Annotated in this window: 23 protein-coding genes and 1 pseudogene; 4 read left to right on the top strand and 20 right to left on the bottom strand. The window is 69.3% G+C overall.

Annotation, left to right across the window (positions count from 1 at the left end; all coding sequences use genetic code 11):
* The first annotated feature begins 806 nt into the window (after window positions 1-806).
* A complete protein-coding gene (locus FSYMDG_RS09990) occupies window positions 807-2,075 on the top strand; it encodes a LuxR C-terminal-related transcriptional regulator (RefSeq protein ID WP_013873405.1) in 1,269 nt (422 codons plus the stop codon).
* 84 nt (window positions 2,076-2,159) lie between these two features.
* On the opposite strand, the gene FSYMDG_RS09985 is transcribed toward FSYMDG_RS09990, so the two are convergent.
* The 10 genes from FSYMDG_RS09985 to FSYMDG_RS09940 all read right to left on the bottom strand — a co-directional run bounded on the left by FSYMDG_RS09985 (window position 2,160) and on the right by FSYMDG_RS09940 (window position 12,948).
* Complete coding sequence (locus FSYMDG_RS09985) at window positions 2,160-3,920, bottom strand: AMP-binding protein (RefSeq protein WP_013873404.1); 1,761 nt, start codon at window positions 3,918-3,920, stop codon at window positions 2,160-2,162.
* A gap of 133 nt (window positions 3,921-4,053) precedes the next feature.
* Window positions 4,054-5,196, bottom strand: a complete 1,143-nt coding sequence (gene dmpG, locus FSYMDG_RS09980; RefSeq protein ID WP_013873403.1) for a 4-hydroxy-2-oxovalerate aldolase — start codon at window positions 5,194-5,196, stop codon at window positions 4,054-4,056.
* Window positions 5,193-6,209, bottom strand: coding sequence for an acetaldehyde dehydrogenase (acetylating) (locus FSYMDG_RS09975; protein ID WP_013873402.1), 1,017 nt, complete (start codon window positions 6,207-6,209; stop codon window positions 5,193-5,195). The genes dmpG and FSYMDG_RS09975 overlap by 4 nt, the downstream gene beginning before the upstream one ends.
* The gene (locus FSYMDG_RS09970; RefSeq protein ID WP_013873401.1) at window positions 6,206-7,033 is read right to left on the bottom strand and encodes a 2-keto-4-pentenoate hydratase; all 828 of its coding nucleotides are present in this window, start codon (window positions 7,031-7,033) and stop codon (window positions 6,206-6,208) included. Before FSYMDG_RS09970 ends, FSYMDG_RS09975 begins: the two co-directional genes overlap by 4 nt.
* 122 nt (window positions 7,034-7,155) lie before the next feature.
* Window positions 7,156-7,938, bottom strand: coding sequence for an SDR family NAD(P)-dependent oxidoreductase (locus tag FSYMDG_RS09965; protein ID WP_013873400.1), 783 nt, complete (start codon window positions 7,936-7,938; stop codon window positions 7,156-7,158).
* Window positions 7,935-8,540, bottom strand: coding sequence for an aromatic-ring-hydroxylating dioxygenase subunit beta (locus FSYMDG_RS09960; protein WP_013873399.1), 606 nt, complete (start codon window positions 8,538-8,540; stop codon window positions 7,935-7,937). Before FSYMDG_RS09960 ends, FSYMDG_RS09965 begins: the two co-directional genes overlap by 4 nt.
* Window positions 8,537-9,739, bottom strand: a complete 1,203-nt coding sequence (locus FSYMDG_RS09955) for an SRPBCC family protein (RefSeq protein ID WP_131772438.1) — start codon at window positions 9,737-9,739, stop codon at window positions 8,537-8,539. Before FSYMDG_RS09955 ends, FSYMDG_RS09960 begins: the two co-directional genes overlap by 4 nt.
* A 159-nt stretch (window positions 9,740-9,898) precedes the next feature.
* Window positions 9,899-10,750, bottom strand: a complete 852-nt coding sequence (locus FSYMDG_RS09950) for an alpha/beta fold hydrolase (protein ID WP_013873397.1) — start codon at window positions 10,748-10,750, stop codon at window positions 9,899-9,901.
* Entirely contained in the window at window positions 10,747-11,823 is a 1,077-nt protein-coding gene (locus FSYMDG_RS09945; protein ID WP_013873396.1) for an extradiol ring-cleavage dioxygenase class III protein subunit B, read from the bottom strand. Before FSYMDG_RS09945 ends, FSYMDG_RS09950 begins: the two co-directional genes overlap by 4 nt.
* Before the next feature lie 3 nt (window positions 11,824-11,826).
* Window positions 11,827-12,948, bottom strand: a complete 1,122-nt coding sequence (locus FSYMDG_RS09940) for an amidohydrolase family protein (protein WP_013873395.1) — start codon at window positions 12,946-12,948, stop codon at window positions 11,827-11,829.
* Between the two features lie 427 nt (window positions 12,949-13,375).
* Between FSYMDG_RS09940 and FSYMDG_RS09935 the strand changes: the two genes are divergently transcribed.
* Window positions 13,376-14,071, top strand: a complete 696-nt coding sequence (locus FSYMDG_RS09935) for a FadR/GntR family transcriptional regulator (RefSeq protein WP_013873394.1) — start codon at window positions 13,376-13,378, stop codon at window positions 14,069-14,071.
* Between the two features lie 284 nt (window positions 14,072-14,355).
* Here the strand turns inward: FSYMDG_RS09935 and FSYMDG_RS09930 are convergent, their stop codons facing one another.
* From FSYMDG_RS09930 to FSYMDG_RS09905, 6 genes are all read right to left on the bottom strand, one after another.
* Window positions 14,356-14,793 carry an ester cyclase gene (locus FSYMDG_RS09930; RefSeq protein WP_013873393.1) on the bottom strand — a complete coding sequence of 146 codons (438 nt, stop codon included), beginning with the start codon at window positions 14,791-14,793 and terminating at the stop codon, window positions 14,356-14,358.
* A 205-nt stretch (window positions 14,794-14,998) separates the two neighbouring features.
* Window positions 14,999-16,459, bottom strand: a complete 1,461-nt coding sequence (locus tag FSYMDG_RS09925) for an aldehyde dehydrogenase (protein WP_013873392.1) — start codon at window positions 16,457-16,459, stop codon at window positions 14,999-15,001.
* A 59-nt stretch (window positions 16,460-16,518) separates the two neighbouring features.
* Window positions 16,519-17,625 (bottom strand): alcohol dehydrogenase catalytic domain-containing protein, encoded by a 1,107-nt coding sequence (locus FSYMDG_RS09920; protein ID WP_043605970.1) that lies wholly within the window; start codon window positions 17,623-17,625, stop codon window positions 16,519-16,521.
* Window positions 17,626-17,782: 157 nt separating this feature from the next.
* Window positions 17,783-18,103, bottom strand: coding sequence for a 2Fe-2S iron-sulfur cluster-binding protein (locus tag FSYMDG_RS09915; protein ID WP_013873390.1), 321 nt, complete (start codon window positions 18,101-18,103; stop codon window positions 17,783-17,785).
* Between the two features lie 124 nt (window positions 18,104-18,227).
* Complete coding sequence (locus FSYMDG_RS09910) at window positions 18,228-19,466, bottom strand: NAD(P)/FAD-dependent oxidoreductase (protein WP_013873389.1); 1,239 nt, start codon at window positions 19,464-19,466, stop codon at window positions 18,228-18,230.
* Window positions 19,463-20,788 carry a cytochrome P450 gene (locus tag FSYMDG_RS09905; RefSeq protein ID WP_013873388.1) on the bottom strand — a complete coding sequence of 442 codons (1,326 nt, stop codon included), beginning with the start codon at window positions 20,786-20,788 and terminating at the stop codon, window positions 19,463-19,465. The genes FSYMDG_RS09910 and FSYMDG_RS09905 overlap by 4 nt, the downstream gene beginning before the upstream one ends.
* Window positions 20,789-21,465: 677 nt before the next feature.
* On the opposite strand from FSYMDG_RS09905, the gene FSYMDG_RS09900 reads away from it, so the two are divergent.
* Together FSYMDG_RS09900 and FSYMDG_RS09895 are read left to right on the top strand one after the other, a co-directional pair.
* On the top strand, window positions 21,466-22,263 hold the full coding sequence (locus FSYMDG_RS09900) for an enoyl-CoA hydratase-related protein (protein ID WP_013873386.1): 798 nt from the start codon (window positions 21,466-21,468) through the stop codon (window positions 22,261-22,263).
* Window positions 22,264-22,499: 236 nt separating this feature from the next.
* The gene (locus tag FSYMDG_RS09895) at window positions 22,500-23,405 is read left to right on the top strand and encodes an SDR family oxidoreductase (RefSeq protein ID WP_013873385.1); all 906 of its coding nucleotides are present in this window, start codon (window positions 22,500-22,502) and stop codon (window positions 23,403-23,405) included.
* Window positions 23,406-23,600: 195 nt separating this feature from the next.
* On the opposite strand, the gene FSYMDG_RS29595 is transcribed toward FSYMDG_RS09895, so the two are convergent.
* The 4 genes and pseudogenes from FSYMDG_RS29595 to FSYMDG_RS09875 all read right to left on the bottom strand — a co-directional run bounded on the left by FSYMDG_RS29595 (window position 23,601) and on the right by FSYMDG_RS09875 (window position 26,794).
* Window positions 23,601-24,416, bottom strand: coding sequence for an enoyl-CoA hydratase-related protein (locus FSYMDG_RS29595; protein WP_043605967.1), 816 nt, complete (start codon window positions 24,414-24,416; stop codon window positions 23,601-23,603).
* A 129-nt stretch (window positions 24,417-24,545) separates the two neighbouring features.
* Window positions 24,546-25,343, bottom strand: a pseudogene (locus FSYMDG_RS29590) (enoyl-CoA hydratase/isomerase family protein); the annotation flags it as partial.
* Between the two features lie 11 nt (window positions 25,344-25,354).
* Window positions 25,355-25,849: a helix-turn-helix domain-containing protein gene (locus FSYMDG_RS09880; RefSeq protein WP_050803458.1), complete on the bottom strand. Its 495-nt coding sequence runs from the start codon at window positions 25,847-25,849 to the stop codon at window positions 25,355-25,357.
* 147 nt (window positions 25,850-25,996) lie between these two features.
* Window positions 25,997-26,794, bottom strand: coding sequence for an enoyl-CoA hydratase/isomerase family protein (locus FSYMDG_RS09875; protein ID WP_013873382.1), 798 nt, complete (start codon window positions 26,792-26,794; stop codon window positions 25,997-25,999).
* Between the last annotated feature and the right edge of the window lie 8 nt (window positions 26,795-26,802).

Below are 26,802 nucleotides of genomic sequence, written 5' to 3'. Positions count from 1 at the left end.
GGAACGCGACAACCACGATCGCGTTGGCCGCTATGCCTGTCCCATTCCCGAGATGACACCGCACCGGCACGCCGCCACAAAGGATGATTGCCTCGTCACGGTCGCGCACAGTCGGCTACCAGCAGGGGCACGTCGGTGATGCCGCGTCACCGACGACACCAACGCCGGAGCATGGCCGTCAACGGCGGAACACCGGGATCCCGATCGAATCGGGGCCAACGGTGCCCAGCCTGGTCACACCACAACAGCCGCAAGATCGCCACATGCGGCCTTTTCAGCATCATGACCCAACCAGGACCGACCGGCAACGGGTCAACACCTCTATCCAACATCCGGTACCGACGATCACGGACTCGGCTTCGCGGGACGGCTCCAGCCGCCGGCGCGGAGGGAGGCCGATACGGGGACGCTGGTACGAGGAGTTCCACCGGGCCGGTCAAAAGCATGACGGAGCGTGACCGCCACCCGCCCCGAAGGGATCAACAGTGATCGCCGACAGGGCATACCGGACAACCCGCACCGGGCGCCGCGTCAAACGGATGTACGCTGACGACCAGCGCCGGAGCAGGCACCACAAAACTTCTCAGCACCCCCTCAGCATCCCCCTCAACATCCCTCAGCGCCCCTTCGGAACGCCCCTCGGAACCCGGTACCTGCTGGCCCGGAGCGCGTCGTCGTCCTACTATTCAATCTTGGACAAGCAACACCTTTCCGCGTCAGGCGGACCGGCCCGCGCGTCGCCCCGGCGGCACCGACCGCGATTCGTGTTCCGGACGGCTCTCGATGACGAGGAAACGGAGGCCATCATGTCCATTACCAGCTCTGGTGATGGTGGCGGACGCTCGCGCGCGGCGCGGGGCGAGAACTGGTTCCTCCGCCGTCCCGAGCTGCCACGCAAAGAGCTCGAACGTGTGCGTTCCATTCTCCAGCTGGTAGCCAGGCTGACCGGCTGGGACTGTGCGCCGCTGAGCATCACCCCGTTGGACGCGCACACCGCGGAGATGTCCCTGGCGGCAGCCCAGGACGCCCTTACCGAACGGCTGGCCGCCGGTGTGGAGCAGACCGGCGGCCAGGCGCACGCGGAACTGATCGCGGCGCTCACCCGGCTCTGCCAGATCCGGATATCCCTGCGTGACGCGATGCTGGCCCAGCGAACGTCGACGCTGGCCGACGTACGCAATACGTTGAGCCGGTTGCGGGATCTCTCCACGGTCCAGGACCTGATAACCAGAGCTCCCGCCGAGGTCGAAAAACTCGGTTTCGGACGTGCTCTGCTGTCCCAGATCCAGAACTCCCGCTGGGTGGCGAGGTCGGCCTACGTCCGAGGCGATCCGGATCTTGCCGCACTGATGGTGAAGGCCGGCAGCACGGACCCGGTCCTGCTGGACCAGCAGGTGCTGGAGACCGACATGGTCCACCGGCGGCAGCCGATCCTGATCAGGGATGCCCAGACAAACCCGCAGGTACATCCCCTGCTCAAGGTTGTGACTGGCTCACGTTCCTACGTCGCCGCACCGATCGTGTCGATGTCGTCGGTGATCGGCTTCATGCACGCCGACGCGTACATCGACCGGCGGCACGTGGACACTCTGGACCGCGAGGCCATCGGGCTGTTCATGGATGGCCTGGGCTACGCGATCGAGCGTGCCGTGTTCGCCGACCGGATGCTGGCCCTTCGCGACCAGTTGTGTACCTATACGGCGGGTATCTCCGACCTGATGGCCTCCTTCACGGAGGACGACATGTCCCTGAAACCCGCCGGCACCCCTGCCGAGCCCGTTCCGGGTATCGGGACGAACGTGCTGGTCAGGGCGATCGAGGACGTTGTGGACTCGCCTCTGACCCGTCGGGAGATCGAAGTTCTGCGGCATATGGCCGATGGCGCCACCAATGCGCGGATCGCCACCCGTCTGATGGTTTCCGAAGGAACCGTGAAGGTGCACGTGAAACACATTCTGCGCAAGCTCGGAGCCACCAACCGGGCAGAGGCCGTCTCACGCTATCTGAACACGATGCAACGCCGCCGGCCGGAACCCGCCAGTTCTTTCGGAAAAAAATTCCTCTGGAACAACTAGGCGTCTTCTCCCGGCGCGCACCGTTACCGGCGCCTCCCGGGCGGCGGGTCCTGTCAGAACAGTTCCCGCCGGTCCGGAAAAGCGTCACTCCCGTAGCTCCGGAAACTCCTCGTCGCGGTATTCACGGACGGCCGCCCCACTGCCCGCCACAGCGGCCGCGGTGGCCGCGGTGGCGCCGAGCGGATGCAGTTCCTCCTCCCGACGGCGAAGTTCCACCCGCCGGATCTTGCCGGATATCGTCTTGGGCAGCTCGGCGAATTCAAGGCGGCGTATCCGCTTGTACGGCGCGAGCTGCTGGCGGGCGTGGCGCAGAATCGACAGCGCGGTGTCCCGGTCGGGCGCGTGACCGTCGGTGAGTACCACGTACGCCTTCGGGACCGCCAGCCGGATCGCGTCCGGTGACGGGACAACGGCGGCCTCGGCGACGGCAGGATGCTCGATCAGCACGCTCTCCAGCTCGAACGGCGAGATCCGGTAGTCCGACGCCTTGAACACGTCGTCCGCGCGGCCGATGTAGGTGATGTACCCGTCGGCGTCACGCGAGGCCACGTCACCGGTGTGGTAGTAGCCACCCGCCATCGCCTCGGCGTTGCGCACGGCGTCGTCCCGGTAGCCGACCATCAGCCCCAGCGGACGCTGGACGAGGTCCAGGCAGATCTCGCCCTCCTGAGCCGGCTTACCGGTGGTGACGTCGACCAGCGTGACGTGGTATCCGGGCACCGGGCGTCCCATGGAGCCCGGTTTGACGAGCTGGCCCGGCGAGTTGGCGATCTGCACGGTGGTCTCGGTCTGCCCGAAGCCGTCCCGGATGCGCACCCCCCAGGCCTTCTCCACCTGCTCGATGACCTCGGGGTTGAGCGGCTCGCCCGCACCGACGATCTTGCATGGCGGGTTGCGCACCACCGTGAGGTCGGCCTGGATCAGCATCCGCCACACCGTCGGGGGCGCGCAGAAGCTGTCCACCCCGCACCGGTCGATCTGCGCCAGCAGCGCGGCGGCGTCGAACCGGCTGTAGTTGTAGATCAACACCGTGGCCCCGGCGTTCCAGGGAGCGAAGACGTTGCTCCACGCGTGCTTGGCCCAGCCCGGCGAGGAGATGTTCAGGTGCACGTCACCGGGTGTGAGCCCGATCCAGTACATCGTCGACAGATGCCCGGCCGGGTAGGAGGCGTGGGTGTGCTCGACGAGCTTCGGGGCCGCGGTGGTGCCCGAGGTGAAGTAGAGCAGCAACGGGTCGCTGGCCCGGGTCACACCGTCCGGGACGAACGCGGCGGGCGCCTGGGCCGCGTCGGTGTAGGAGGCCCAGCCCGCCACCGGCGCTCCGACCGCGATCCGGTCGTACTCGCCGGGCACGTCGGCGAACTTGTCGGTGTCGGCCGCGCCGACGACGACGTAGCGGGCCTGGCCACGGGTGATCCGGTCCCGCAGGTCGGCGGGCGCGAGCAGCGTGGTCGCCGGGATGACGACCGCGCCGAGCTTGATCGCCGCGAGCAGCGTCTCCCACAGCTCGACCTGGTTGCCCAGCATGAGCACGATGCGGTCACCGCGCGTCACGCCCCGCCCGCGCAGCCAGTTGGCCACCTGGTTCGAGCGGGCGGACAGCTGCGCGAAGGTCTGACGCCGCTCCGAGCCGTCCTGTTCGACGATCCATAACGCGGTCCGGCCGGAGCTGTCCGGGTCGGCGCCGAGATGGTCGAACCACTCCAACGCCCAGTTGAACTCCGTCAGCTCCGGCCAGTGGAACCCGGCGTACGCGCTGTCGTAGTCCTCCCGGTGGGCGAGCAGGAAGTCCCGCGCCGCGCGGAACGCGGCCAGACCACCTGCACCCGGCGCCTGCGATGTCAACTGTTCTCCCTGAGTGGTAACCCCGTGAGCGGTGGGACTCCCGGCTGTGCGGCCCTCAGCTGTGCGGTCAGCGACTGTACGACCAGTATCCGTACGACCGACGGCCGGTGCGCGGCAGCCGGTCCCGCCGCGCTCACCCGGGCCGCCCGGCTTCGACAGCACCGGCGGGGACGGCACCGGCGGGGACGGCGCCACCGCCGACAGCACCGGCCAGGACGGCGTCGTTGCCGCCAACGCCGGTGGGAACCGCGCCGCCCCGGGCGGCACCGGCCGCGACAAGGTCGAGCGCGACGTCGACGATCATGTCCTCCTGGCCGCCGACGAGGCTGCGGCGGCCCACCTCCACCAGGATGTCGCGGGTGTCCAGCCCGTGCTCGCGGGCCGCCCGCTCGGCGTGCCGCAGGAAGCTGGAATAGACACCGGCGTAGCCGAGGGTCAGTGTCTCCCGGTCCACCCGCACCGGCCGGTCCTGCAGTGGGCGGACGATGTCGTCGGCGGCGTCCTGGAGCGCGAACAGGCCGCAGCCGTGCTGCCAGCCCAGCAGGTTCGCCACCGCGATGAACGCCTCGATCGGGCAGTTGCCGGCGCCGGCGCCCTGGCCGGCGAGCGACGCGTCGACCCGGGTGACGCCTTCCTCGACGGCCACCACCGAGTTGGCCACGGACAGCGACAGGTTCTCGTGGGCGTGCACGCCGATCTGGGTGGCCGGGTCGAGGACGTCCCGGTAGGCGCGGACCCGGTCGCGGACGTCGTCCATCGTCAGGCGCCCGCCGGAGTCTGTCACGTACACGCAGTGCGCGCCGGCATCCTCCATGATCTTCGCCTGCCGCGCCAGCTCGGCTGGGGGTGCCAGATGGCTCATCATCAGGAAGCCGGAGACGTCCATGCCGAGCTCGCGGGCCCGGGTGATGTGCTGCGGGCTGATGTCGGCCTCGGTGGCGTGGGTGGCCACCCGCACGGACCTGACGCCGAGGTCGAAGGCCCGTTCAAGATGGTGGATGGTGCCGATGCCGGGCAGCAGGAGGGTGGTGAGCACGGCGTTGGTGACCACCTCGGCGGCCGCGGAGATCCACTCCCAGTCGCTGTTGCTACCCGGCCCGTAGGTCAGGCTGGCGCCCGCCAGGCCGTCACCGTGAGCGACCTCAATGGCGTCCACACCGGCGGCGTCCAGCGCGGCGGCGATCGTGCGTACCCGCTCCGGGGCAAGGCGGTGACGGATAGCGTGCATACCATCCCGAAGGGTCACGTCCTGGATGTAGAGCCTGGGTGGGGTCACAGGGCCACCTCCGAGCTGACTGGAACGGCTGACACCGCCGGTGACGCTGCCGGCTCCCCCACCGGCGCGGGCCACGCGATGGCCGGTGACCCCGCGGCGGACAGTCGTTCAGCGGTTTGTAGCGCGGCCGAGGTCATGATGTCGAGGTTCCCGGCGTATGCCGGCAGGTAGTGGGCGGCTCCCTCGACCTCCAGGAAGACCGACACCTTCCAGGCCGGCCGCGGGCCGGCGTCGCCGATCAGGGTTCGCAGCGGCTCGTCCGGGTCGACAGGGGCGATCTGGACCTGCTGCTTGAGCCGGTATCCGGGCACGTAACGGGCCACCTCCGCGGCCATCGCGGCGATGCTGGCGCGGATGTCGTCGGGGTCGGCGTCGTCCGCCAGGCACAGCACGGTGTCACGCATGATCATCGGCGGTTCGGCCGGGTTGAGGACGATGATTGCTTTCCCGACGTCCGCGCCGCCGACGACCTCGATGGCGCGCGCGGTGGTCTCGGTGAACTCGTCGATGTTCGCGCGGGTGCCCGGGCCGGCCGACTTCGAGGCGATCGACGCCACGATCTCCCCGTAGCGGACACGGGTCACCCGGGACACCGCGGCGATCATCGGGATGGTGGCCTGCCCGCCGCAGGTCACCATGTTCACGTTGGGCGCGTCGAGGTGCTGGGAGAGGTTGACCGCCGGGACGACGTACGGCCCGATAGCGGCGGGGGTCAGGTCCACCAGCCGCTTGCCGTACCCGGCCAGCGCACGCGCGTTCGCCACGTGAGCCTTGGCCGACGTCGCGTCGAACACGACGCCGATCTCGTCGAAGCCCGGCAGGTCGATCAGGCCCTGGACCCCGTTCGCCGTGGTCGGCACCTTCAGGCGGGCCGCGCGGGCCAGCCCGTCGGAGGCGGGATCGATGCCCACCATGGCCGCTATCTCCAGCGTGGACGAGAGCCGCATGATTTTGATCATCAGATCGGTGCCGATGTTCCCCGAGCCGATGACCGCGACCTTGGTGGTGCTCATGGCAGATCCTTCCGGAAGGATGCGGTGACGGCGCCAAGCCCGGTGATGGTCGCCCGGTAGGTGGTGCCGGGCGTCACGGGGACCATCGGGCCGAGCGCGCCGGAGAGGACCAGATCGCCCGCGCGCAGCGGGGATCCGAACTCCCGGGCGGTGCGTGCCAGCCACAGCAGCGCCTGGCACGGATCCCCGAGGCAGGCCGCGCCGACGCCCTCGGAGACCACCCGCTCGTCGGCGGTCATGGCCATGGTCAGGGTGGTCAGGTCCAGATCGCCGAGCGGCTGGCGGTGGGCGCCGAGGACGAACAGGCCGCAGGAGGCGTTGTCCGCGACCGTGTCGACGATGCTGATGTCCCAGTTCGCGATCCTGCTGTCGACGATCTCCAACGCCGGCAGGACCTGGGCCACCGAGGCCCGCGCCGTCTCAAGATCAAAATTGGGTTGGTCGAGGTCGGCGCCGAGGACGAACGCCACCTCGGCCTCGATCCGAGGCTGGAGCAGATCCGCCGGGTCGATCGGGGAGCCCTCGGCCCTGGCCATGTCGGCGAAGAGCACACCGCTGTCGGGCTGGTCGACGCCGAGCTGCCGCTGGACCGCGGGGGAGGTCAGTCCGATCTTGTGCCCGGCGAGGCTGCGGTGGGAGCCCACCGCAGCCCTGGTGAGCAGCCGCTGCACCGCGTACGCGGCGGCGATGTCCGACTCGCCCAGCAGGTCCCGCACGGGCGGGCAGGGTGTGCGCTGCCGGGTCGCCGCCGTCAGCCGGTCGGCTGCCTGCCGGTACCGCTCCAGGTCGGGCACGGTGCCGGCGGATGTGGGTGAGCTCGTCATGGTGACACGTACTCCCGATGTGCTGAAGCTTCCTGCCCTGAAGATCTTCCTGTCCGAAGCTTCCCGCCGGCGGTACGGCCGTGCCGTCGCCGGCAGGGCCGCGCCGCCGGCACGGCCGCCGGTCAGCCCATGCTGCTGCCGCCGTTGACGCTGAGGACCTGCCCGGTGACGAACCCCGAGTCCTGACGGGCCAGGTATGCCACGGCCGCGGCGACGTCGTCCACGTCGCCGGGCCGGTTCAGCGGGATCAGCTCGACGGCGCGATCGATGACGTGCACCAGCCGGTCCGGCAGCGAGCCCGCGCGCAGGCCCGCGTCAAGCTCCGGAGTGCGCACGTAGGACGGGGCGACGACGTTGACGGTGATCCCGGCGGGGGCGAACTCACGCGCCAGGCCGGTGGTCAGGGCGTGCACCCCGCCCTTGGCGGCGTTGTACACGGCATGGTCCACCAGCCCGTTGCGCACCGACTCGGCACCGATGCTGATGATCCGGCCGTACCCACGGGCGGCCATGTGCGGCAGCACCGCCAGCGTGCAGCGCAGCACCGTCCACAGGTTGTTGTCGATCGTCGACCGCAGGGTCTGCTCGGTGTGTTCCAGCGTCGGTCTGATCACCCCGCCACCGGCGTTGTTGACCAGGATGTCGACACCGCCGAAGGCCTCGACCGCCGCCTGTAGCAGGTCCTCGCCCGCACCCGGCTGGGACAGGTCCCCGACATGCCCGGCCAGGTCCACACCGGTGCGGTGGTCGCCCAGCTCGCCATAGGCGCGCTTGAGCTCCTCGGTGTGCAGGGCGGCGACCAGCACACGGGCCCCGTCCGCGAGCAGCCGGCGCGTGATCCCCAGCCCGATCCCGGTCGCCCCGCCGGTGACCACCGCCGTGCGGCCCTGCAGCGGGGCAGTCACAGGATGATCGCCAGGTCGCCGGCCGGGCGCAGGGTCGTCATGTCCAGGACCACACGCTTGGACCGGATCCGCAGCCGCCCGTCGATCGCGACGAACCGGTAGTGGTACTTCCCCACGTAGTAGGACGCCTTGCCGTTGCGGAACCGCCACACCGTGAAGGACGCCACGACCGGCAGCTCGTCGCCCTCCCGCACGCCCACCACGACATTGCTGAACTGGTGGTTCGTGCGCGAGTGCGGGTACTCGCGGTACGCCCGGCGGCTGTTGAGGCGCTCCACCCGCAGCCGCAGGCGCAGTTCGTCGTCGTCGATGAGGACGAGGTCCCGGGTGGGGTCGCCGTCCGGGCTGTCGTTGCACGGCACGACATAGGACGCCTCGGGCGCGAACAGCGTGAGCCAGGTGTCGAGATCCCAGGCGTCGAGTAACTGGGCCTCCAGGCAGAGGAAGTCCTCGATCCGCGACCGGCCGAGCGTGTCCAGGTCGACGACCTCGTCGGGCCGGACCGGCCAGGTCGGCCAGGTGGGTTGGGCCGGCTGCGCGGTCTGGGCCGCCTCGGCGGGCCGGGCGGCCGGACTGGCCGGGGCACCTGTGGTCGTGGTCATCGGGACTCCCTCTCCCCGTAGCCGGCCGTGCCCATCTGCTGGCTCCAGCGTCGCCAGAAGGCGCGCATCTGCGCCTCGTCGTTGGCCGCGGGGGTGCGGGCCATCCCGCGGGAGATGTCGTTCCACTCCACGCCGCCGCTGGTGAACCCCTGCTGGCAGGACTCCAGCGCCTCCAGGTCGTCCGGGGTGGCGAAACCGGCCGGACCGAGGAAGGTCAGGAAGCTGTCGAGCCGGCGCTGGCGCAGCTGGGCGAGCTCGTCGCGGGGCGCGAGCTCCCACGCGGTGACGTCCATCCGGTCGGGTGCCAGCGGCATGAAGGTACGCACCGTGATCGCCATGATGTCGTTGACGACCAGGTTCGGGTAGATCAGCAGGTTGCGGTTGGCGTCGGCCATCCGGCTGCCGCGCACCTCGCCGTGCCGGGAGATCAGGTCGGCGCGCATGCGGGCGATCTCCTCCCGGGAGTCCTCGCCGAACAGCGGCTCCCACTTGGCGATCGGCCGTCCCCAGGGGGCCCGGTACTCCAGCACGGCGTGCCCGTTGCCCAGGTCGTAGGAGGTTCCGTTCACTCCGCCGGCGAGGTCGGTGCCCAGCGCCAGCAGGTACTTGAAGTAGGTGTCGTGGGTGGAGACGGCGTGGTAGCCGTCGATGCTGTTCTCGGCGAGCAGCTTCCAGTTCGCCTCGATGCAGTACTCGTTGACCCCCTTGATGATCTCCATTTCCCCGTCGGTGGAGTCGATCACCAGGTCCAGGTACTCGACCGCGCCGGCGAGGTAGCTGACCAGGTCCTGGATGTCCGGGTCGAAGCTGGCGAACACGAACCCCCGGTAGCTTTCCACCCGGGCCACCGGTCTGAGGGACAGCGCGGCCAGATCGAGCTCCCCGCCGTACGCGTCCCGGTCGGGGATCCCCATCAGGCGTCCTTCGGAGTCGAAGGTCCAGGCGTGGTAGAAGCACGAGAACGCCTTGGCGTTGCCGGTCGGCTGCCGGCAGACCACCGCGCCCCGATGGGTGCAGGTGTTGTGGAAGACGTTTATCCGGCCGCTCTTCGCCCCGCGGACCATGAACACCGGCCGGCCGCCGATCGGCCGGCGGACGTAGTCTCCCGGCCTGGACACCTCGGACTCGTGGCCGACGTAGAGCCCCGAGTGGCTGAACACCCGGTCCAGCTCCGCGCGGAACACCTCCGGTGAGGTCATCGTCGAGCGGTGGACGCGGAACCGGTGCTGGTCGGTGTCCTCGTCGACCAGCGGAAATCGGTTGTCGGTAGCGGGCGCCGCGTCGAGCAGCGCCGTCGACACTCTCGGTAATTCTGATGTTCTCGATATGGAAGTCACGGGATCATCTCCGCGGGAAGGTCACGAACGGATGGCGGCCGGGCGCGCCAGGAAACGGCGCACGATCTCGGAGAAGTCGTCGGGACGCTCGATCTGCGTCCAGTGCCCGCAGCGGGCGAAGACCGCCAGGTCGGCGTCGGGCAGCAGGCGGACCATGTTCCAGGCGACCTCGACCGGGACGACCTTGTCCTCCCGCCCGTGCACCAGCAGTGTCGGGGTGGTGATGGTGACGACCTCGTCGGCCTCGATGGCGAGCTGGCTGCCGGCGTGGCGGGGGCTGAAGAACATGTCGCGGTAGGCCTCGAAGGCGCCCGGGGCGACGCTGGCCTCGTGCCGGATGCGCACCAGGTCGTCGGTGATGATGGTCGGGTCGACCGCGAAGCAGTCGAGCAGCAGCCGGCGCATGTTCTCCAGCGACGGCTCGTACTCCCGCAGCGCGCGCAGGCCCTCGGTAGGCGTCATCCCCACGCCGGGGACGCCCATCAGCACCAGCCGGTCCAGCCGTTCGGGGTGCTGCGAGGCCATCCCCAGCGCGATCCGCCCGCCCAGCGAGTTGCCGACCACTGACACCCGCTCGAGCTCGAGGGCGTCCAGCAGCGCCCAGGTGTGGTCGATCCAGGTGGCCAGCGAGTAGTGGATGTCGGCGGGCCGTTCGGTGTGGCCGAAGCCGACGATGTCGGGGGCGATCACCCGGTACTGCTGGGCGAGCGCGGGGATCGTCAGGCGCCAGTTCGCCCACGCCGAGACCCCGGGTCCGGATCCGTGCAGCAGCAGCACCGGATCCCCGGAGCCGAGGTCGTGGTAGTGCGTCGGGATGCCACCGGCGTCGATCGTCCGCCCGGTGGCCTCGTCGGTGACCGTCGTTGCGCTCACAGACCGACCTCTCCCTCGAAGATCGCGAAACACTTGTTGGAGTTGAAGACGTCGGTGACCACGAAGGTGGACCAGCTCAGCGGCATGCCGAGCTCGTCCATGGCGCCGGCCAGGCAGAACCAGTTGAGCATCTCGTGCTGCCCGGCCCGCACGATCTGCGCGCCGGTGACGCTGGTCCACGTCGCGTAGTCGCCCCGCACGAACGCCTCGTACAGCCGCAGGTCGGCCGCGGTGTCGGGGCGCAGGTGCCAGGAGGCGTCGGTGAGGAACGCGTGCGACCAGCTGGACGAGGCCACCAGGGCGATCCGCTTGTTGCCGTGGCTCAGCGCGCGCGCCACCGCCCGGCCGAGATCGAAGCAGCGCGCCGGGGACGGGCCGACCGGGTCCAGCTGCTCGTCGCGGATCTCGGCGAACCGGGCCAGCGCGCCCCGGCGGGCGATCGCGTGCTGGCCGTAGCAGTTCACCGTGATCGGCAGCAGCCGGTAGGGGAACTCGGTACCGGCGTGGTCGTAGTCCAGGAACAGCTGGGTGTTGACGATCGCGTGGGGGAAGTGGGCGCCGACCCGCTTCCGGTAGGAGTAGGCGACGTCGAAACCGTCCTGGAGCAGGTCGTCGGTGAGCGCCCGGGCCGCGGCGGCGTCGGAGCGCAGGGTGAACGTCATGTCGTCCGGCCGGCCCCAGGCGTTCGGGCTGCCCCGCTCGTTCATCAGCGCGAACGGGTGCACCTTGGTGTCGTCGTAGGCCAGTACGCAGAAGGGCGGTATCACCTCCTCCCGGAAGTTCTCGTACTGGTCGTCGCCCCACACCACGAGCAGGTCCGGCTGGAAGGCGTCGAGCGCGGCCCGGCACCGGGCAAGGCCCGCGCGCAGCTCGCGGCGGTGCTCGGCGGCGGCCGCGACTCCCTGGTCGTCAGCCCACTCCCGGCGCATCAGCTCCGGCCAGGACGCCGGATCCTTCTCCGCCTCGGGGATGTCGGGATCCTGCAGCGTCCACCGCAGCAGCCCGGCCATGTGCTCGTCGGTGCCGGCGAGTAACGGATAGTGGGTCAGCCCGAGCCCGAGAAACTCCGCCATGTCTCACTCCTTTGGTTCGCCCGGACGGCCCGTTGGCACGAGCCGTCTGTCCAGGCCGATGAGCTCGAGCGCGTTCTGCCGGCCGATGGCGGCCCGCAGGCCGGCGGTCAGCCGCTCGTGCGGCCCGGCGAGCACCGCGCCCGCCGGGCTCTCCCGTGCCGCGAAGGGATAGTCGGTACCGAGCAGGACGTGCTCGGCGCCGAAGCGCGCCACCGCCAGCAGCAGGCTGTCCACGTCGTAGGTCAGCGAGTCGCTGTAGAACGAACGGGCCAGCGCGCTCGGTAACTGGTCCGCTGGCAGCGCCGGATCGCTGATGAGCCGTCCCCGGTCCAGCCGGGGCAGCAGCCACGGCAGGCAGCCACCGCCGTGCGCCAGGCACAGCCGCAGCCCCGGCCGGCGTGCGGGGGCACCGCCGGTCAGCAGGCCGGCGATCGCGATCCCGGTCTCGGACGGCATGCCGGCGCCGAAACCCACCCCGAGCCGGGCCAGCCGCGGATCCAGCGTCGAGTCGGCGGGATGCACCAGCACCAGGGCGCCGAGTTCCCCGGCGGCGGCGAAGAACGGGTCGAACTCGGGGTCACCCAGCTCGGCCTGGCCGACCCGGGTGCCGATCTCGACACCGAGGAAGCCCAGCTCCCGCACGCACCGGTACAGCTCGGTGACGGCCGCGGCGGGATCCTGCAACGGCACCGCGCCCAGGGCGCGGAAACGCCGGGGGTACTCGGCGACCAGCGAGGCGAGGAAGTCGTTCTGCGACCGCGCGAGGACCGCCGCGCCGCCGGCCGGGGCGTCATGGCAGAAAGTGATCGGGATCGGGGACAGCACCTGCACCGCGACGCCTTCGGCGTCCATGTCGGCCAGCCGGCGCCGCGCCGACCAGCAGCGGTCGTCGATGTCGCGGTACGGCCGCCCGCCGACGAGAATGCGCGCCCGGGTGTCGCCGAGCCGTTGGACGCAGGGCCAGCCCCGCCAGCCGTCGCGGCTGGCGAGATCGGGCAGCCACGGCGCGATGGCGTGCGTGTGCACGTCGACCAGGCCCGTGTCGATCAGGCCCGCGTCGGGCGACCGCTCGCCGACCGGCATGCCGCCGGCCACCGCTTCCCCTGCCGCCACCTCGCCTGTCATGGCGCTACCCGCCGAAGGCGTCGTCGGCGGGCGAGGACGGCGTGTTCACGGACGTCCGCTCAGGGGCCGGTCGATAGATGATCAATTGGCACCAGTCCTTCTCCGGGACCGCCAAGGTCTGCCATCCGACTGGCGCAACCATAACTATTCTGCATACATGTTTCAAGCATATATATGAAGATCATATCTGCAACATCTGACTGTGCCTTTATGAGCAGCTACCATCAGTGGAGTCTGCTGACAGGAGACAGCATAATCTTGTTACAAGATTCGATGGTGATCGGATATTCGCCCGATCCCTGGGCGGGCCCCTGCCGACCGGAGCACCGCCGGCCGGAACGCCACCGACCGGAGCACCGCCAGCCGGGGTACCGATGTGGACCGGGATGTGGACCAGTGGGACGCGGACCAGTAAGGAGCGCGGACGATGCCAGCTGACGCGACGCCTCGAAGTTCTCGCGCGCAGCAGGTCGCGGCGGAGATAGAGGCCCGGATCCTCGCCGAGCGGCTGCCCGCCGGCAGCCGGCTCGGGCTGCGCACCGAACTGATCAGCCGTTTCGAGGTCAGCCCCTCGGTGATGAACGAGGCCCTGGGCATCCTGCGCGAACGCGACCTGATCACGGTCCGGCCCGGGCCCAACGGCGGGGTGTTCGTGGCCAACCCACCGCCCCAGGTCCGTCTCGGCGGTGTCGACCTGTGGCATCAGGGGCTGACCGTCGACCCCGAGCATCTCTTCGAGGCACGCGCCTACCTGGACACGCTCTTCCCGCCGGTGGCGCTGCGGCGCGCCTCGCCCGAGGACGTGCGGGCGATGGAATGGGCCCTGCACGACATGCAGGCGGCGACGGACGACCCGCACGCCTATCTGGCCGCGAACATGCGCCTGCACCTGGCCATCGCGCGGGCGTCCCGGATCGAGGTCCTGGTCGGGCTCTACCAGACGATCGTGTCGATCCTCAGCGCCACGCTCACGAAGGCGACGTACGTGGAGGGCAGCGAGGAGCTGCGCCGCCACAACCTGGAGGTGCACAGCAACCTCGTCGCCGCGATCCGGGAGCAGGACATGGTCGCAATGGAGAAGATCGTCGCGCTGCACCGCCAGGACATGGTCCGCATCACCTGACCAGGCGGGCGGACGGGCGCGGCCGGCCGGCGTCCGCGGCATCGCCGCCGGCCGGCCGGCGCCCAGCACGGCGAGGCGTACGACCGGGGCGGAGCGGCATCCGCCCCGTGCCGTCGCGGCTGCCCGGTTACGCGAGGTCCGCACCTGTTCATGCCCCCGCGCCAGGTACGTCCGGTAACCGGGGAACCGGAGGTGACGGAGCTCGTGGCCGCCGACATGGCGATCGTCGTGGCCCGCCCCCGCTCTCCCGTCTCCCCTGTGCCGGCCCTGTCCTGGCTTTCGTTTCAGGCGAGCCCGAGCTGACGGGCCAGCGTCGTGACGTCCCAGTAGGCGTGGATGGCGGTCGCGCGGCCTTCGGGGTCGACGGTGAAGACGTCGGTGCCCGCCACGTCGAACGCCCGGCCGGTGGGTGGCACCCCGGGCGGGAAGCCCTCACCGGTGTGAGTCCCGATCATGCGCCATTCCTGGGCGACACGACCGGTGATCTCGTCGACGAGGGGATCGCCCACCGCTTCGAAACGCAGGTCGGGAAACCCCTGCCAGGCCGCCTGGAAGAACCCGTGTGCCCCTTCGAGATCGGTGATGTCGGCCGGCAGCGACGGGTCGACCCACCTGAAACGGCCTGCCAGCAGGCCGGCGACAACCTGAAGATCCCGCCCGTTCCAGGCGGCGAAGTAGTGTCCCGGATACGTGGTCAGGGACTCGCGTATCGAGATTCCCATGATCCCTCCTCGTTGACTGGTCATGGCACCACCGCTGTCCGCCCGTCCCAGCGGCGTCCCCGTCACGCGGGGCCGGCGTAACCGGCCCCGCGTGACGGGGGAACCTGCGAGCCATGGACGTCGCGGCTCACTGACGACCAGCGCCCCAACCGGCCGGCTGGAACATCCGTCCCGTCCGCGCGTACACGTCACATGGCGCTCGGGGTCAGCTGCTGGACGCGTCGAGATAGATCGTCTTGAGAACCTGGAAGGCGTGCAGCCCCTCCGGGCCGAGTTCGCGGCCGATCCCGCTCGACTTGATCCCGCCGAACGGGGCGGTGGGGTCGTTGACGTAGGCGTTGATCCCGATCGTGCCGGACTGGACCTTCCGGGCGAGCGCGGTGCCGCGCTCCGGATCGGCTGTCCACACCGATCCGCCGAGGCCGTAGTCGGTGTCGTTCGCGATGGCGACGGCCTCCTCCTCGGAGGAGTAGGGGATCACCGCCAGTACCGGCCCGAAGATCTCCTCCTGGGCGATGGTCTGCTTGTTGTCCACGTCCGCGAAGACCGTGGGCTCGACGTACCATCCCCTGTCGAGCTCCTTGGGCCGCTTGCCGCCGGTGGTCAGCCGGGCCCCTTCGCTCTCGCCCTTGGCGATGTAGGACTCCACCCGCTCCCGCTGCCGGGACGACACCAGCGGACCCAGCTGGGTCGCCGGGTCGAGCGGGTCCCCCACCGCCAGCGAGCTGGCGAGCCCGGTGATGGTGTCGACGACCTCCTGGTACCGGCGCTGGGGGGCGAGGATCCGCGTGCCGAGCCAGCAGATCTGGCCGTTGTTGAGCAGGGTCGAGGCGAAGAAGCTCTGGATGTTGGCCGCCAGGTCGGCGTCGTCGAGCACGATGGCGGCCGACTTGCCGCCCAGTTCGAGGGTCACCAGCCGCAGCAGCCGGCCGCAGGTCTCGGCGATCGCGCGCCCGGCGGCGGTCGACCCGGTGAAGGAGACCTTGTCGACCCCGGGGTGGGAGACGAGGTAGGCGCCGACCTCGCGGCCGCCGGGGACAATGTTGAGCACGCCCGCGGGCAGCCCGGCCTCCAGCGCGGCCTCACCCACGAGGAAGGCGTCCAGCACGGTCTCCGGCGCAGGCTTGATCACGACGGTGGAGCCGCTGGCCAGCGCTGGCGCGATCTTCAGGAAGGAGATCGCCTGCGGCACGTTCCACGGGACCACGGCGCCGACCACACCGACGGGCTCACGGATGACCAGGGAGCGGCCGCCCAGGATGCCGGGGCGTATCTCCTCCAGGCCGCTCTCCGCGACCAGACCGCTGTAGTAGCGCAGCAGCAACGGCGGGAAGCCCGCTTCGAACTGGTTGGCTAACCAGATCGGCATCCCGTTCTGGACGCTGACCCGGCGCGCGGTTTCCGCGCCGCGTGCCTCCAGCGCGGCCGCGAACCGCTCCAGCGCCTCCGCGCGGCGCGCCGGTGACCACCTGGACCATCCGTCCGGGTCGTCGAAGGCGCGGCGCGCCGCCGCCACCGCCAGGTCGATGTCGCGTTCGGTCCCCTCCGGGACGCTGCCCACCCGCTCCTCGGTGCTGGCCGAGTGCACGGGGATACTGCCGTTCGAGGCCGGCGCCTGCCAGCCGCCGTCGATATAGAACTGGTCGTAGTCGATCGTCGTCGTCATTGCATTCTCCTCACGAGAACGGAATCCTGTGCGAGCCGCCGCGCTCACTCCCGCCGCGCTCACTCGTGGACAAGAACGATCTTCACCGCCTCGCCGCGATGCTGCGCCGCCACGGCTTCGTTGATCTGCGTGAACGGCACCGTGGTGATCAGCTTGTCGAAGGGGAACTTCCCGGCCTGGTGCAGCGCGAGCAGCTCGGGGATGAACCGGTCCGGGTCGCTGTCGCCCTCCACGATCCCGTAGATGGTCACTCCCAGCACCTGGGCCTGAATCAGGTTGAGCGACAGCGCGGCCGTCGGGTCGGACGGGACGCCGAGAATCCCCAGGGACGCGTGGGGCGCCAACGACAGCAACGTCTGCTCGAGAACGGACACGATCGCGGTCGTGTCGACCGCGTAGTCCACGCCGCCAGGGATGATCGCACGAACCTGCTCGGACAGCGGCCCGGCCGCCGGGTCGATCACATGGGTCGCGCCCAGGGAGAGCGCGAGATCCCGGCGGGACTGGAGCGGCTCGACGACAATGATTACCGAGAGCTCGCGGACGACCGCGGCGAGCACAGCGGACAGGCCGACAGAGCCGCCGCCGAGGACCAGCAGCGAGGAGCCGGCCTCGGCGTCGAGCGAGTTCAGCACCGCGCCGGCACCCGTCTGGATGCCGCATCCCAGCGGCCCCAGCAGGGCCAGCGGAGCGGTGGGGTCGGTGACCCTGACCACGTTCCGTTCGTGCGCGAGGGCGTGCGTCCCGAACGACGACTGCCCGAAGAAGTTGCTGCCCGCCGTGGTCCCGGCAATGCTCAGTGCGCTGGTCCCGTCGGGCCGGACACCGCTGAAGTTGAAGGCCATGAAATTGTGACAGTAGGCCGGCGAGTCCTTCTTGCACTGCGGGCACGTCCCGCAGCTGTTGAAGCTCAGGACCACCCTGTCACCTTTCTGGACCTTGGTGACGGCGCTGCCCACCTCGACGACCACGCCGCTGCCCTCATGGCCGAGAACTCCGGGCAGTGGGAAGGGCAGATGCCCCTCCTTGACCGCCAGATCGGTGTGGCACAGCCCGACCCCGGCGATCTCGACGAGCACCTCGTCCGCCGCCGGCCCGTCGAGGGAGAGCTTGTCCAGCGAAAACTCTCCACCGACCGCTGTCACCACCGCCGCAGTGATGTCCACCATGCCCGCTCCCTCGTCTGTTCCGCTGATTGCATGTTGTTGACCGCCGAACTGCCGGCCAGCCGAGCTACCGGAGGCGAGCCGGTCGGCCAGTGCCCCGATGTGTCACCGCCGGCCGGCGGGCATCCCGCCGGCCGGCGTCCCGGAAGGATCCGGATCAGCCGTTCTCGGCCGACACCGTCACCCGGACCCCTTCGCATTCGCCGGTGATGACGAGCTGGCAGGACAGCCGGGAGTTGTCCTGCGCGCCGTCGGCGAACTCCAGCAGTTCGCGTTCCTCGTCGGTCATCTCGTCGAAGAACGCCTGCGACTCCGGATCGACGTAGACGTGGCACGTCGCGCACGAGCAGCTACCGCCGCACTCGGCGACGATTCCCGGCAGGTTGTTGCGAACCGAACCATCCATCACGGTCTGCCCAGGTGGGACGTCGACCGCGTGTTCGGAGCCGTCGGGCAGAACATAGGTGACTATGGGCATTGCGCGCTCCGTGCTCATCCGATTGTTTCATATGGCTTGCTGACGGCCTGACGTAATGACAGCTTGTTCTGGTGACGGTCTGTCTGGTAATGGCCTGTCTGGTGGCGGTTTATTTGATGGCGGTTTATTTGATGACAGCGTTGCGAAGTGGCACGGCGGGGTCGGCCAGCCGCACCGGGTCGACCCGCTCGCCACCGGCGATGAGCTTCTTGCCGGCCATGAAGTCGCCCGCCGCGTTCGCGGACTCCACCGCCGTGACCCTGCCGTCCGTGTGATGAAACAGGGCGAAGCGCCCCGACGCCGGGTCACCGCGCAGGACGGTACCGGGTGGTGCGGACACGACCCCGGCTATCTTGAGCTTCAGGTCGAACTGGTCGGACCAGAACCAGGGCACCTCCGCGTGGGGGGGCGCCGCGCCGACGATCGCGGCCGCGGCCTGCTTGGCCTGCTCCACCGCGCTGGGGATGCTCTCCAGCCGCAGCAACCCGTCGATGCCCGGCAGCGGCCGGCGGGTGACGTCCCCGATCGCGAAGATCGCCGGATCGCTGGTGTGTGCCTGGTCGTCGACCAGGATCCCCTGGTCGACGACCAGGCCGGCCGCCGCCGCGAGCTCGTCGCGCGGGACGGCGCCGATGCCCACCAGGGCGATGTCGCAGGGCACCCGCGTCCCGTCACCGAGAAGCACGTCCCTGACCCGGCCGTCCTCGCCGGACAGGCTGACGACCTGCGCCCCGGTGATGATCGTCGTGCCACGCTCCCGGTGGTACGCCTGCATGATCTCCGACAGCTGGGTGCTCGCCACTCTCGCGAGCACCCGCTCCTCGCGTTCGATGACCGTCACCTCGACGCCGTTCGCCCGCGCCACCGCCGCGACCTCCAGGCCGACGTACCCACCACCGATGATCGCGATCCGGCTCCCGCTGATGACGGCCTTACGCAGGACACGGGCGTCGGCGAGGGTACGCAGGGTGAGCACACCGGCAAGATCGGACCCGGGCGTCGGCAGCCACCGGGGCTCGGCCCCGGTGGCGAGGACAAGCACGTCGTAGTCGAGGGCCTGCGCGCCGCTCGTGTGCACGCGGCGCGCCGCGGGATCGACCGACTCGACCGACTCGCCCAGCCGGACGGAGATGTCCTGCTCCTGGTAGAACTCCGGCTCGCGCAGCCAGTGCTCAAGATCGCCGTCGATGAACTTCTTGGACAGCGGCGGACGGTGGTACGGCAGGTCCGTCTCCTGGCCGAACAGCACGATCTCACCGGCGAAGCCTGCCTGCCGGAGCAGCCCGACCAGCGTGCCACCCGCGTGGCCTCCTCCGACGACCACCACCCGGCGGCCGTCGGGGGAAACCTGCTGATGGGTCACTGCAGCTCCAGACTTACCGGCAGTTTCTTCAGCCCGCCGACGAAGTTCGTCTGGACGACCTTGCGCTCGCCGTCCAGGCTGACCTTCCTGATACGCGGCAGCAGCTCCTCGAACATGATCTTCAGCTCGAGCTTGGCCACGTGCTGGCCGATGCACATGTGGGGGCCGTAGCCGAAGGCGATGTGCTTGTTCGGCCGGCGGTCGATCCGGAACGAGTCGGGATCGTCGAATATGTCGGCGTCGCGGTTGGCCGACTGGTACAGCAGCATCAGCCGGTCACCCTTCCTGATCTCGCTTCCGTTCAGCGTGTAGTCCTGGGTGGCCTGCCGGGTGAACTGCTTGACCGGCGACGCCCAGCGCAGCGCCTCGTTGACCAGGTGCGGGACGAGCGACAGATCCTCCTGGACCCTTTTGAGCTGGTCGGGGTGGAGCGCGAGCTGTTCGAGCGCGCCCGAGAGCGTGCTCGACGTCGTGTCGTGACCGGCCGTGGCGATCGCGATGAACCAGCCGTAGGCGAACTCCTTCGGGTAGAACTCGCCGTCCTCCCCCTTCGCGAGCGCGATGATCGTGGCGAGGTCGTCCCTGGGTTCCTTCCGCCGGTTCTCCACCAGCACGTCGAAGTAGGCGTAGAAGTCCCTGATCGCCGCGGACCACTGCTGCGCGGCCGCCTCCGGGGTGAGCGCCTCGACATCCGCCCGACGCGCTTCGGGGTCCTCCGTGCCGAAGAACTCCTGGCTCAGCGCCATCATCCTCGGCTCGTCCTCCTCGGGCACGCCGAAGAGGGTCATGATGACGTGCAGCGGATAGAAGAGCGCGAACTCCTTGACGAAGTCGATATTGTTCTCGCCTTCGTGCAGGAACTTGCCGATGGCCTCCCGGGCAAGCTCGCGGATGATGTCCTCCCACTTCTTCAGGTTCGCGGGACGGAACCACTCGACCGCGACGTCCTTGACCGCGGTGTGCTCCGGCGGGTCAAGGTAGGTGAGGGTGTCGAGAATGCGCAGGCTGCCACCGGTGAGGCTCTTGGTGAACTCGTCGCCGGCCTGGTTCTGCAGAATCGGGTTGTGGGAGCCCGGCTGGTCACCACCACCGCTGCTGAAAATGTCCGGCTGCCGCTCGATCTCCATGATGTCGGCGTGCTTGGTGACCAGCCAGACCGGATCGTAACCTTCCACCCTGACCTGGCCGAGCGGATTGTTCTCACGCAGCCACTGGTAGGCGGCAAACAACCGGTCCTCGTCGGCGTGTCCCTCAGGTAAGACGATCTGACGAGCGATCTCGTCCGGTATCGGGCGGGCGTTCACAGGTGCGATCGCGACCACGAGCTCTCCTTGTACATGATCTTGAATCCAGGTCCACCGAAGGTGGGAGGATGATCAACAGCCCCCTCTCCTGTCGATGTTGCCCAGAGGCGAACCGCAGGCGACGACGCTGGCGTCTGGTCGGGTCAACGGTAGGCGGCAGAACTGTGTCCTGCATCACCCATAGGGGAAATCCTCATACCCCTTGCGGATACGTGAGGTACCACCTTAGGAACACGATGTAATCATAATATCTCCCTGCGTTACCAAAATCTCTGTCGAGGACCACCGACCCATGGCGAGGAAGCCCGCGGCCAGGGAGACAGTCCCGGCCAGCCCGACAGACCCGGAGAGCTCTCCCCCCGCAGACCGGCACGCACGAGCGGCGCGACAAGGCTCCGTCGACCGGCTGGTCGACCTTGCCACCGAACCCGTCCGACGACGATCCATCACCCTCGGTGAGGGCGACACCCGCCCGAACCACAGCCCCGGTCCCCCTTTGGAGGTAATTCCCGTCTCCCGTCAGTGGTATTCAAATACCCAGCCCGACGCCGCCTTGAAAAAGGCCGTTCGTGCCAGTACATTTGCTCTCCGGCGCACCGGCGTTTTCCGGGCGGGCAGCCAGGAAGATCATGCCATCTACTCCCTGACGAGCAGCGACCCTGCTCGCTTCCCGATCGAAGAGGGTCATCGGTTCAATGGACGACCAGTTCACTGACGTGACGTACAAGGTCGAAAACGGCCTGGCCTGGATCACTATCAACCGACCGGAACGTTACAATTCGTTCCGGGCCCGCACTGTCGACGAGCTGATCAAGAGCTTCAAGCGCGCCTGGGCCAGCGAGGAGGTGGGCGTCATCGCCCTCACCGGCGCCGGCGAGAAGGCCTTCTGCACCGGCGGTGACCAGAAACAGCGTCTGGAGACCGGCGACTACGGGCCGTCGGACAGCGGTCTGTTCGAGGTGGACGCCCTGCACCGGGTCATTCGTGACGTGCCCAAGCCCGTCATCGCGGCGGTGAACGGTTTCGCCATCGGCGGCGGCCACGTTCTGCACCTGTTGTGCGACCTCAGTATCGCGTCCGAGACCGCTCGCTTCGGCCAGAACGGCCCGCGGGTCGGGTCGTTCGACGCCGGTTTCGGCACCGGCTATCTCGCCCGCGTGATCGGTGAGAAACGCGCCCGCGAGATCTGGTTCCTCTGCCGCCAGTACAGCGCCCAGCAGGCCGCGGACTGGGGCCTGGTCAACAAGGTGGTCCCGGCCGACCAGTTGCGGGCGGAGGTCCGCGCCTGGGCGGATGAGATCCTCCTGCTGTCGCCCACCTCGCTCAAGGTGCTCAAGCAGTCGCTGAACACCGACACCGAGCACTTCGCGGGAATCGGGCAACTGGCGTACTCCAACCTCAAGCTGTTCGGTGAGTCCCCCGAGGCCAGGGAAGGCATCACCGCCTTCAACGAGAAGCGCCCGCCGGACTTCTCCGTGTACCGGGGCAACTGAAGTCCCGTCCGCGGCACCGCGGCACCGCGGCAAAGCACAGGAACACAACAGCGGTGCCGCGGACGCGGCTTACGGCCCGTCATGACCGCGGGCGCGCGGCGGACAGCAGCGCCAACACGGACAGGGCCACCAGAAGCCCCCCGGAGCAACCAGAAAAAGCTCCAGGGGGCTCCACAAGGGCCGACAGAACCCCACTACAGGGCCAACAGAGTCGGCAGAGCCGGCAAGGGACACCCATGGCTGACAGCTCGAAGTCCATCTACTCACCAGACGTGCTGCAGGGAAAGCGGATTCTCATCACCGGCGGTGGGACCGGCCTCGGCCGGGGAGTGGCGGCTCACCTGGTGCAGCACGGCGCCGAGGTCCACCTGTGGGGACGCAGGCAGGCCGTCCTGGAGGAGGCCGCCGCGCAGGCGTCGGCCTCCCGGCCGGGCAGCGTCCAGGTGCAGACGGTCGACGTGCGCAGGGCAGATCTCGTCGACGCGGCCATCGCCGAGATCTGGGCCCGGTACGGGCCGTTGACCAGCGTCGTCAACAATGCCGCGGCGAACTTCATCGCGCCGACCGCCAGCCTGAGCGCGCGCGCCTTCGAGACTGTCAGCTCGACCGTGATGAACGGCTCCTTCAACACCACCCACGCCGCCGGCCGCCGGTGGATCGCCGAGGGGCTGCCAGGAGCGGTGCTGTCCATGCTCACCACCTGGATCTGGACCGGCTCCGCGTTCGTGGTCCCCTCCGCGATGGGCAAGACCGCCGTGCACGCCATGACCATGTCGCTGGCGGTCGAGTGGGCCCGCTACGGCATCCGCGTCAACGCCCTCGCGCCCGGGCCCATCCCGACGGACTACGCCTGGGAGATGCTCAACCCCACGGACAAGAGCTCGGTCGGGGCGACCCAGGCCGACCAGATCCCGATGCGCCGCGTGGGCACCGTCGAGGAACTGGCGAACCTCGTGATCTTCCTCCTGTCGGACGCCTGCGACTACCTCACCGGCGAGACGATCGCGATGGACGGGGGGCAGAAACTGGCCGGCCCGGGCACGTTCGCGGGCCTGACCACCCTGAGCGACCAGGACTGGGCGGACATCCGCGAGCGCAGCCAGCTGGCGAGCGCGCAGAGCAAGGCCCAGCGCACCGTCTGACGGTACCTCCCTCCTGCCCCTCCTTGCACGTGAAAGAATGCTCCCGGACGGCGATTTTTCGGGGGCATTCTTTCGTTTTCTCGGTTTCTCGAACTCGCTTTCCCGCTGAAACCTCCCCATTTTTCGCGCCGCCGGTCCGCCTGCCAACCAGGCGTCCGACGGCGTGTCCTTCCGACCCTCTCCCCCGGCTGTCCCCTACTGGCCGGTGAAACGTGGCGGCCGGCGTGCCTTGAACGCCGTCAGGGCCTCGGTCATGTCCTCGCCGCGCGTCAGCAGCGCCTGGCCGCGGTTCTCCAGCTCAAGTGCCGCCGCGAAGGAGGCGTTCTCCAGGTTGTGCTGCAGCGCGCGCTTGGACATGCGGATACCAGCGGGTGAGTTGCTGGCGATCTGCCTCGCGACCGTGAACGCCTCCTCCAACAGCGTCTCCGACGGCACGAGCCGGTTCGCCAGCCCGATGCGGACCGCCTCCTCGGCCTCGACGGTACGCACGGTGTAGGCGATCTCAGCCGCCCGGCCGGGCCCGACCAGCCGCGTCAGCTGCCATGAGGTGCCCAGGTCCCCGATGGACAGCCCGAGCCGGACGAACGGGGCGTTGAACTTGGCGGTCGGCGCGACCAGGCGGATGTCCGCGGCGAGCGCGAGGGCCAGCCCGCCTCCCGAGGCCGCCCCGTGGATGGCCGCGATCACGGGGAAGGGAAGACCGCGAATCGCCGCGAAACCTCCGGCGGCCACCTCCTGGAAACGCAGGAACTCACGCACGCCCATGGTGGCGATGACGCCGATCTCGTCCAGGTCGAAACCCGCGCAGAACGCGCGGTCGCCCGACCCGGTGAGGATCAGTGCCCTGGCGTCGGTGTCCCGCAGCGCGTAGGCGACGGTGTTGAACTCCTCGAACATCTTGACCGTCAGCGAGTTCATCCGGGTGGGACGGTTGACCGTCAACAACACGCTGCCGCCCTCAAGGGGCTCAAGTGTCAGCGTCTCCAACTTCGGTGGCTCGAACTGGAGCATGAAACCGCCTTCCCCACTGTTGGTCCGATCCGTCGTCACCGGCCTGGAAACGGCCGGCCCGGCAACAGCTGGCCCGGCAACGGCCGGCCCGGGAACAGGAGCGCCGGTGTGCTCCAGCGCGTCGGCGTACTCCCGCCTGAGAGCCTCGAGGGCCGCCGGGATGTCGATCTCCTCGTCCCTGGTGAGCACCACCTGGCCGCGGTTCTCCAGCTCCAGGGCGGCCGGGTACGAGGACACCTCCATGTTGGCCTGCAGCGACCGTTTGGACAGCTGTATACCGCCGGCCGGGTTGGCACGGATGAGCTCGGCCATGGCGATGGCCTCGGCCAGCAGGCTGTCCGCCGGGACGATCCTGTTGACGAGACCGATCTCCTCGGCCTCCTCCGCCCCGACGAAACGCGCGGTAAAGGCGATGTCGGCGCTGCGTCCGGGGCCGACGATGCGCGGCAGCAGCCAGGAGGAGCCCATGTCCCCGGCGGACAGGCCGATGCGCACGAAGGCGGCGTTGAACTTGGCCGACGGCGTGGCCAGCCGGATGTCGGCGACGAGCACGAGTGACATCCCGCCGCCCGCGGCGGTGCCGTTGATCGCCGCGATCACCGGGATCCGGATCGAGCGGACCGTCGCCAGCGCCCGGGCGGCACGCTCCTGGCGTACGAGCATGCCCATGGGCGACAGGCTCGACAGCTCCTCGGCGTCGTCGAGGTCGTAGCCGGCGCAGAAGGCCCGGTCCCCCGCGCCCGTGATGATCAGGGCGCGCGCGTCGAGGTCGCTGTCCACCGCCAGGGCCAGGTCCTCGAGTTCCTCGAACATGCGCACCGTCATCGCGTTCAGCCGCTCCGGACGGTTCAGGGTGGCGACGACGATGCCGTCCGTGGGGCGTTCGATCCGGATGGTCTCGAACGCCGTTTCCTCGAGGCTCCCCACAGTTCTTCCCCTCAACTGTTCGTGTGCATCTCGCCACGCGGTAAACGCTGGAACCGGTCGGCAGCGGCGCTGTCCGGCGCCCGCGGGCCCGGGCCTGCCGGCAGCCTGAAGGTTCCCGTCCGATACGGCTGAAGGTTGTTCTCCCGCCAGAGGTCGGCGATGAAGGTGTGTGACACCGCGACTCCCTCGGAGCGCTGCAGATACCGCGCCATCGCACGGCTCGACCAGCGCCGCAGCCCGGTCTCCGCGGGAGGCGACTGCCGTGTCAGCGCGAGAATCCTCGCACGCACCCGCCCGTCATGAACAGGCGGCGGCGCGGGCCGCGGCGCGTCGTAAAGTCCCTCGGTCCCGAGCCTGGCGAAACGGGCCGGCCACAGGTACACGGTGGGTGGCGACACGTGCAGCAGAGCGGCTATCGCGCGGGCCGACATACCCTCGTCCCACCACAGAACCATCCGCGCCCGGTCGGCAACCGCCCGTTCCTCGGCCGAACCGCGAACCAGCATAATCAGCTCTGATCGCTGTTCGTCGGTCAACGTATAACGATTCACTGCCATGGAAAAAATCCCGTCAGAATCCGAGGAGCAAATCCACTGCCGTTACGGATACCGGCCCACCCCGACGGCGGGCTGACCGGTCGACCGGGCCGGCTGTCAGACGAATTTCGGCGGACGCTTCTCCAGGAACGCCGCCAGCCCCTCTTTTGCTTCGCCCGACTCGAACAGCTCCTGTTCCTGGGCGACTTCGTAGGCAAAACCCGCCGACAGCGGCAGGTCGAACGCGGCGTCGACCGTCCGGATCACGGCATGCAGAGCGGGCTGTGACAGCCGGCGCAGTTCGGCGGCGAGTTTGAGCGCCTCCTGCTCGGCCTGCCCGTCCGCGACGAGCCGGTCGACGAGGCCGATCGCGTGGGCTTCCGGCGCGGGCACCTGCCTGGCCGTCAACATGATGTCGAGGGCCCGGCCACGGCCGACGAGCCGAGGCAACCGCTGGGTGCCGCCCGCGCCGGGAATCAGGCCGAGCCTGGCCTCGGGCAGACCGAGGCGCGCCCCGGCCCCGGCAATCCGCAGCGTGCACGCCATCGCGAGCTCAAGCCCACCGCCGAGGGCCAGCCCGTCAATGGCCGCGATCGTGACGCGGTTCGGCGCGGCAAGTCGGTCGAGCACGCCACGCAGCTCGTTGCCATAGGCCAGGAAGGACTCGGCGTCCACCCCGGACATGTGCTTGATATCCGCGCCGGCGGCGAAGAAACCCGGAATGGCGGACGTGACGACGGTTATGACGTTGCCCGCCGCGTCCAGCTCGTCCAGCGCGGCGGCCAGCCCTTCGATAATGGGCTTGCCGAGCGCGTTCGCGGGCGGCCGTTCCAGCGTCACACGCAGAACGCCGTCCGCCACGCGATCCCATCTGACGGCCGTGTTACCAACGTCGGGCCTACCAGGGTCGGGCATTGCGCCAT

The sequence above is a fragment of the Candidatus Protofrankia datiscae genome (assembly GCF_000177615.2).
Taxonomy (GTDB): Bacteria; Actinomycetota; Actinomycetes; order Frankiales; family Frankiaceae; genus Protofrankia; species Protofrankia coriariae.
The sequence above is the reverse complement of the archived record's forward strand: the minus strand, read 5'-3'. Positions and strand labels throughout refer to the sequence as shown.

Bases quoted from the DNA above. Each gene is read 5' to 3' on its own strand.
- FSYMDG_RS09900 (WP_013873386.1), top strand. From the start codon at position 21,466: ATGGACGACCAGTTCACTGACGTGACGTACAAGGTCGAAAACGGCCTG.
- FSYMDG_RS09880 (WP_050803458.1), bottom strand. From the start codon at position 25,849: ATGCTGGTTCGCGGTTCGGCCGAGGAACGGGCGGTTGCCGACCGGGCG.
- FSYMDG_RS09925 (WP_013873392.1), bottom strand. From the start codon at position 16,459: ATGACGACGACGATCGACTACGACCAGTTCTATATCGACGGCGGCTGG.
- FSYMDG_RS09990 (WP_013873405.1), top strand. From the start codon at position 807: ATGTCCATTACCAGCTCTGGTGATGGTGGCGGACGCTCGCGCGCGGCG.
- FSYMDG_RS09975 (WP_013873402.1), bottom strand. From the start codon at position 6,209: ATGAGCACCACCAAGGTCGCGGTCATCGGCTCGGGGAACATCGGCACC.
- FSYMDG_RS09940 (WP_013873395.1), bottom strand. From the start codon at position 12,948: ATGACAGGCGAGGTGGCGGCAGGGGAAGCGGTGGCCGGCGGCATGCCG.
- FSYMDG_RS09930 (WP_013873393.1), bottom strand. From the start codon at position 14,793: ATGGGAATCTCGATACGCGAGTCCCTGACCACGTATCCGGGACACTAC.
- FSYMDG_RS09970 (WP_013873401.1), bottom strand. From the start codon at position 7,033: ATGACGAGCTCACCCACATCCGCCGGCACCGTGCCCGACCTGGAGCGG.
- FSYMDG_RS09935 (WP_013873394.1), top strand. From the start codon at position 13,376: ATGCCAGCTGACGCGACGCCTCGAAGTTCTCGCGCGCAGCAGGTCGCG.
- FSYMDG_RS09895 (WP_013873385.1), top strand. From the start codon at position 22,500: ATGGCTGACAGCTCGAAGTCCATCTACTCACCAGACGTGCTGCAGGGA.
- FSYMDG_RS09955 (WP_131772438.1), bottom strand. From the start codon at position 9,739: ATGACCTCACCGGAGGTGTTCCGCGCGGAGCTGGACCGGGTGTTCAGC.
- FSYMDG_RS09945 (WP_013873396.1), bottom strand. From the start codon at position 11,823: ATGGCGGAGTTTCTCGGGCTCGGGCTGACCCACTATCCGTTACTCGCC.
- FSYMDG_RS29595 (WP_043605967.1), bottom strand. From the start codon at position 24,416: ATGCTCCAGTTCGAGCCACCGAAGTTGGAGACGCTGACACTTGAGCCC.
- FSYMDG_RS09960 (WP_013873399.1), bottom strand. From the start codon at position 8,540: ATGACCACGACCACAGGTGCCCCGGCCAGTCCGGCCGCCCGGCCCGCC.
- FSYMDG_RS09875 (WP_013873382.1), bottom strand. From the start codon at position 26,794: ATGCCCGACCCTGGTAGGCCCGACGTTGGTAACACGGCCGTCAGATGG.
- FSYMDG_RS09915 (WP_013873390.1), bottom strand. From the start codon at position 18,103: ATGCCCATAGTCACCTATGTTCTGCCCGACGGCTCCGAACACGCGGTC.